The sequence below is a fragment of the Variovorax sp. 20P10.2.4 genome, assembly GCF_058244205.1.
In genome coordinates this window covers 1-4,877 of sequence record NZ_JBZAYE010000546.1, presented here as the reverse complement: position 1 = coordinate 4,877, position 4,877 = coordinate 1, and the positions used below count along the sequence as shown (strand labels likewise).

3 protein-coding genes and 1 pseudogene are annotated in these 4,877 nt (G+C 69.6%); 1 reads left to right on the top strand and 3 read right to left on the bottom strand.

Annotated elements, in window-relative coordinates; genetic code table 11:
• From AC27VN_RS32590 to AC27VN_RS32580, 3 genes and pseudogenes are all read right to left on the bottom strand, one after another.
• Window positions 1-914 (bottom strand): annotated as a pseudogene (locus tag AC27VN_RS32590) (cobaltochelatase CobT-related protein); the annotation flags it as partial.
• A gap of 12 nt (window positions 915-926) precedes the next feature.
• Window positions 927-1,901 carry an AAA family ATPase gene (locus AC27VN_RS32585; RefSeq protein ID WP_431509978.1) on the bottom strand — a complete coding sequence of 325 codons (975 nt, stop codon included), beginning with the start codon at window positions 1,899-1,901 and terminating at the stop codon, window positions 927-929.
• A 22-nt stretch (window positions 1,902-1,923) separates the two neighbouring features.
• Window positions 1,924-2,745 (bottom strand): IclR family transcriptional regulator, encoded by an 822-nt coding sequence (locus AC27VN_RS32580; RefSeq protein ID WP_490879241.1) that lies wholly within the window; start codon window positions 2,743-2,745, stop codon window positions 1,924-1,926.
• A 184-nt stretch (window positions 2,746-2,929) separates the two neighbouring features.
• Here AC27VN_RS32580 and xsc point away from each other — a divergent pair, with 184 nt between their 5' ends.
• Window positions 2,930-4,741: a sulfoacetaldehyde acetyltransferase gene (gene xsc, locus AC27VN_RS32575; RefSeq protein WP_057597042.1), complete on the top strand. Its 1,812-nt coding sequence runs from the start codon at window positions 2,930-2,932 to the stop codon at window positions 4,739-4,741.
• The last annotated feature ends 136 nt before the right edge of the window (window positions 4,742-4,877 follow it).

Sequence of the window (4,877 nt, the reverse complement as noted above, 5' to 3'; positions counted from 1 at the left end):
TGCGCCGCGATGCGGCGGTCGAGCCGCTCGCGCAACTCGGCCAGCAACTCGCGACGCACCAGCGTGGCGGCCTCGTGCTCGCGGTCGTGCTCGGTGGTGAACACGCGGTAGACGGCGCCGGCCTCCTCGAGCAGCCGGCTGCGCCCGGACTGCGCGCTGACATGCTGCTCGACGATCTCGCGGTCCATCTCGGCGACCAGGCTGAACACGCTGCGCTTGTCGTCGGTGTCGTTCTGGCGCATGTCCGGTGCTTCGTCATCGCCGCCGGCCTCGTGCAGCATCGTGGCGACCGTGCGCGCGATCGCCAGCGCATGCACGGCATACGCGGCCTGGTCGAAGCGATCGCGCCGCAGCCCGCCCAGCGCATGACCGATGCGCGGCGCGAGCGCGAAGCGCGTGGCCTCGAGCATGTCCTCGGTTTCCTCGACCACTTGCTCGCCGCTCACGCGCGCACGGCAGATCTGCGCCACCGCGTACAGCAGCAGGCCGCGCGCGGTCTCGGTCAGGCCCGAGTGGTGGAAGGCCAGCGACCACTGCGCGTGGCGATGGCGCAGGTTGCGCCGCATGCCGGCCATGGCCTCGGGCACCAGTGCCTCGGCGCGGAACTGCTCGAGCATCTCGAACAGCATGCGCTCCACCGGCTCCTCGGGCTGCAGCGTGCGGTGCAGCGCGGCATCGGAGCCGGCGATGCGCAGCGCGAGGCCATCGGCCACGCCGCGGAACGATTCGAAGTCGTCGGTCTCGGGCGAGGGATGCAGGTGCGGCGCGAACCACGGCAGCGGCACGCGGCCGCGGTGCAGGCGCCGGCCGCGGAAGTGCAGGTCGCGCTCGCCGCTGAAGGCGCGCACCACGCCCGCGCAGAGTTCGGCGACGCGCTCCTCCTGCCGAACCTTGCGGATGTCCTGCTGCGTCATGGCGCGCCGCGCTCAGCCGTCCGCGAGCCGGTGCGATTCCGCGAGCTCGCGGTCGAAGCAGCGCTGGAAGTACTCGGCCACCAGCGGCCGTTCGGCCTCGTCGCACTTGTTGACGAAGGAGAGGCGGAAGGCCAGCGCCACGTCCTTGAAGATCTCGAGGTTCTCGGCCCAGGTGATCACGGTGCGCGGCGACATCAGCGTCGACAGGTCGCCGGCCGCGAAGCCTTTGCGCGTGAGGTCGGCCACCGCCACCATCGCCGCGACCGTGGCGCGGCCCGCCGCGTCGGCCAGCGAGGGCACGCGCGCCTGCACGATCGCGATCTCCTCGGCCGTGGGCAGGTAGTCGAGCGAGGCGACGATGTTCCAGCGGTCGATCTGCGCATGGTTGAGCCGCTGCGCGCCGTGATACAGGCCGTTGAGGTTGCCCAGGCCGACCGTGTTGGCGGTGGCGAACAGCCGGAAGAAGGGGTGCGGGCGCAGCACCTTGTTCTGGTCGAGCAGCGTGAACTGGCCGTCGCGCTCGAGGATGCGCTGGATCACGAACATCACGTCGGGCCGGCCCGCGTCGTACTCGTCGAAGATCAGCGCCACCGGTCGCTGCAGTGCCCAGGGCACCATGCCTTCCTGGAACTCGGTGACCTGCTTGCCGTCGCGCAGCACCACCGCGTCCTTGCCGACCAGGTCGAGCCGGCTGATGTGGCCGTCGAGGTTGAGCCGCACGCAGGGCCAGTTCAGCCGCGCCGCCACCTGCTCGATGTGGGTCGACTTGCCGGTGCCGTGCAGCCCCTGCACCATCACGCGCCGGTCGCGCATGAAGCCCGCGAGGATCGCGAGCGTCACGTCGGGGTTGAAGCGGTAGACCGCGTCGATCTCGGGCACGTGCGCGTCGCGCTCGGCGAAGGCGGGCACCTGCAGGTCGGCGTCGATGCCGAAGGTCTCGCGCACGCCGACGAGGCGCGTGGGGTGGAGGGCGGCGATGTCGTTCATGGGGCGGATGGGTGTGGGGGTGTCAGGCCTGGGCGCGGCGCGCGGGCGTCGCATCGGCGTCGATGCGGCTCAGCGCGAGCGCCGCGCGCTGCAGCGCGGGCAGCAGCGTCTTCGCCTTCGCGATGTCGAGCCGCATCACGGGCGCCTGCACCGCGATGCAGAGGTTCGACGGGCTGTCGCCCGTGGCCGGCACCAGCGCGGCGATGCACAGCAGGCCGGGCAGGAACTCCTCGTTGTCGATCGCGAAGCCGTTCTCGCGCACGCGCTGGATCTCGGCCTCGAGCGCCGCGGCATCGGTCAGCGTGCTCGCCGTGTAGGCCTCGAGCGAGGCATTCGCCAGCAGCCGGCGGCGCTGCGCCTGGCCCATCTGCGCGAGGAACATCTTGCCGCTGGCCGAGCAGTGCACCGGCACGCGCGAGCCCGGGTGCAGGTAGAAGCGCAGCGGCGCCGCGGTCTCCACGCGGTCGAGGTAGACCACCTCGCTGCCCGACAGCGCCGTGAGGTTGCAGCTCTCGCCGATCTCCTCGACCAGCTGGCGCAGCACCGTGTGGCGCGCGCCGTGCAGGCTGTCGTTGAACAGCAGGTTCTCGGCCAGTCGGCGCAGCCGCGTGCCCATACCGTAGTGGCGCCCGTCGCCCTCGCGCTGCAGCAGGCCCGCGCCCTCCATCTGCTGCAGCATGCGGTGCAGCGTGGGCTTGGGCAGGCCGGTCTCCTCCACCAGGCCCTGCAGCGAGTAGCGCTGGTCCTTGGCGGCGATCACCTCGAGCAGCGCGAACAGCCGCATCGCCGGGGTGTCGGCGCCCGGGGCCTCGGCGGAAGGCGGCAGCGACTTGACGATCTTCATGGCGGCGGATCATAGTCCTTTTGCAAAAAATAGAACATTCCGTACCGTTTTTTGGAATTTGTTTGACGCGGCACTGCACCCGTCCTATAGTCCGCCCGATTCGCCAACCCCGAAATACGGAACTTCCCGTTCCGGCTTTTTGCAGTCCGCCGTCCAGCCCTTCATCCGCAGGAGACACCGACCCATGAGCAAGCAACCCACCCGCGAAGCCGTCACCGGCGTGCAGAAGATGACGCCCTCCGAGGCCTTCGTCGAGACCATGGTCGCCAATGGCGTGACCGACATCTTCGGCATCATGGGCTCGGCCTTCATGGACGCGATGGACATCTTCGCGCCCGCCGGCATCCGCCTCGTGCCCGTGGTGCACGAGCAGGGCGCGGCCCACATGGCCGACGGCTATGCGCGCGTGTCGGGCCGCCACGGCGTGGTGATCGGCCAGAACGGTCCCGGCATCAGCAACTGCGTGACCGCGATCGCGGCCGCCTACTGGGCGCACAGCCCGGTCGTGATGATCACGCCCGAGACCGGCACCATGGGCATGGGCCTGGGCGGCTTCCAGGAGGCCAACCAGCTGCCGATGTTCCAGGAGTTCACCAAGTACCAGGGCCACGTGAACAACCCCAAGCGCATGGCCGAGTACACCGCGCGCTGCTTCGACCGCGCCATCTCCGAGATGGGCCCGACCCAGCTCAACATCCCGCGCGACTACTTCTACGGCGAGATCACGACCGAGATCCCGAAGCCGATGCGCGTGGAGCGCGGCGCCGGCGGCGAGAACAGCCTCAATGCCGCGGTCGAGCTGCTGGCCACCGCGAAATTCCCGGTCATCCTCTCGGGCGGCGGCGTGGTCATGGGCGACGCCGTGGAAGAGTGCAAGGCGCTCGCCGAGCGCCTGGGCGCGCCGGTGGCCAACGGCTACCTGCGCAACGACTCCTTCCCCGCGAGCCATCCGCTGTGGGCCGGCCCGCTGGGCTACCAGGGCAGCAAGGCCGCGATGAAGCTGATCGCGCAGGCCGACGTGGTGCTCGCGCTCGGTTCGCGCATGGGCCCCTTCGGCACGCTGCCGCAGCACGGCATGGACTACTGGCCCAAGGAAGCGAAGATCATCCAGGTCGAGGCCGACCACACCAACCTGGGCCTGGTGAAGAAGATCACCGTCGGCATCCACGGCGATGCCAAGGCCACGGCCAAGGCCCTGCTCGAGCGCCTCGCGGCCAAGACCCTGGCCTGCGACGCCACCAAGGCCGAGCGCGCCGCGAAGATCAAGGCCGAGAAGGAGGCCTGGGAGAAGGAGCTCGACGCCTGGACCCACGAGCGCGACCAGTTCAGCCTCGACGTGATCGAGGAAGCCAAGGGCGAGAAGACGCCCACCGGCGGCACCTACCTGCATCCGCGCCAGGTGCTGCGCGAACTCGAGAAGGCGATGCCGCCGCGCGTGATGGTCTCGACCGACATCGGCAACATCAATGCCGTGTCGAACAGCTACCTGCGCTTCGAGGAGCCGCGCTCCTTCTTCGCGCCGATGAGCTTCGGCAACTGCGGCTACTCGCTGCCCACCATGATCGGCGCCAAGTGCGCCGCGCCCGACCGTCCGGCCGTGGCCTATGCGGGCGACGGTGCCTGGGGCATGAGCATGGTCGAGATCATGACCGCCGTGCGGCACGACATTCCCGTGACCGCGGTCGTGTTCCACAACCGCCAGTGGGGCGCCGAGAAGAAGAACCAGGTCGACTTCTACAACCGCCGCTTCGTTGCTGGCGAGCTCGAGAGCGAGAGCTTCGCGGGCATCGCCAAGGCCATGGGCGCCGAGGGCATCGTGGTCGACCGGCTCGAGGACGTGGGCCCGGCGCTCAAGAAGGCGATCGACCTGCAGATGAACCAGCGCAAGACCTGCGTGATCGAGATCATGTGCACGCGCGAACTCGGCGATCCGTTCCGCCGCGATGCGCTGTCCAAGCCCGTGCGCTTCCTCGACAAATACAAGGACTACGTCTGATCGGACGCCGCCGCGCATGACCGACCAGCTGCTCACGCTCAACGCGGGCTCGTCGTCGATCAAGGTCGCGCTGTTCGACGCGGCCGGTGCCGACAGCGCATTGCCCGCCGCGCACTGGTCGGGCCAGGCCGATGGC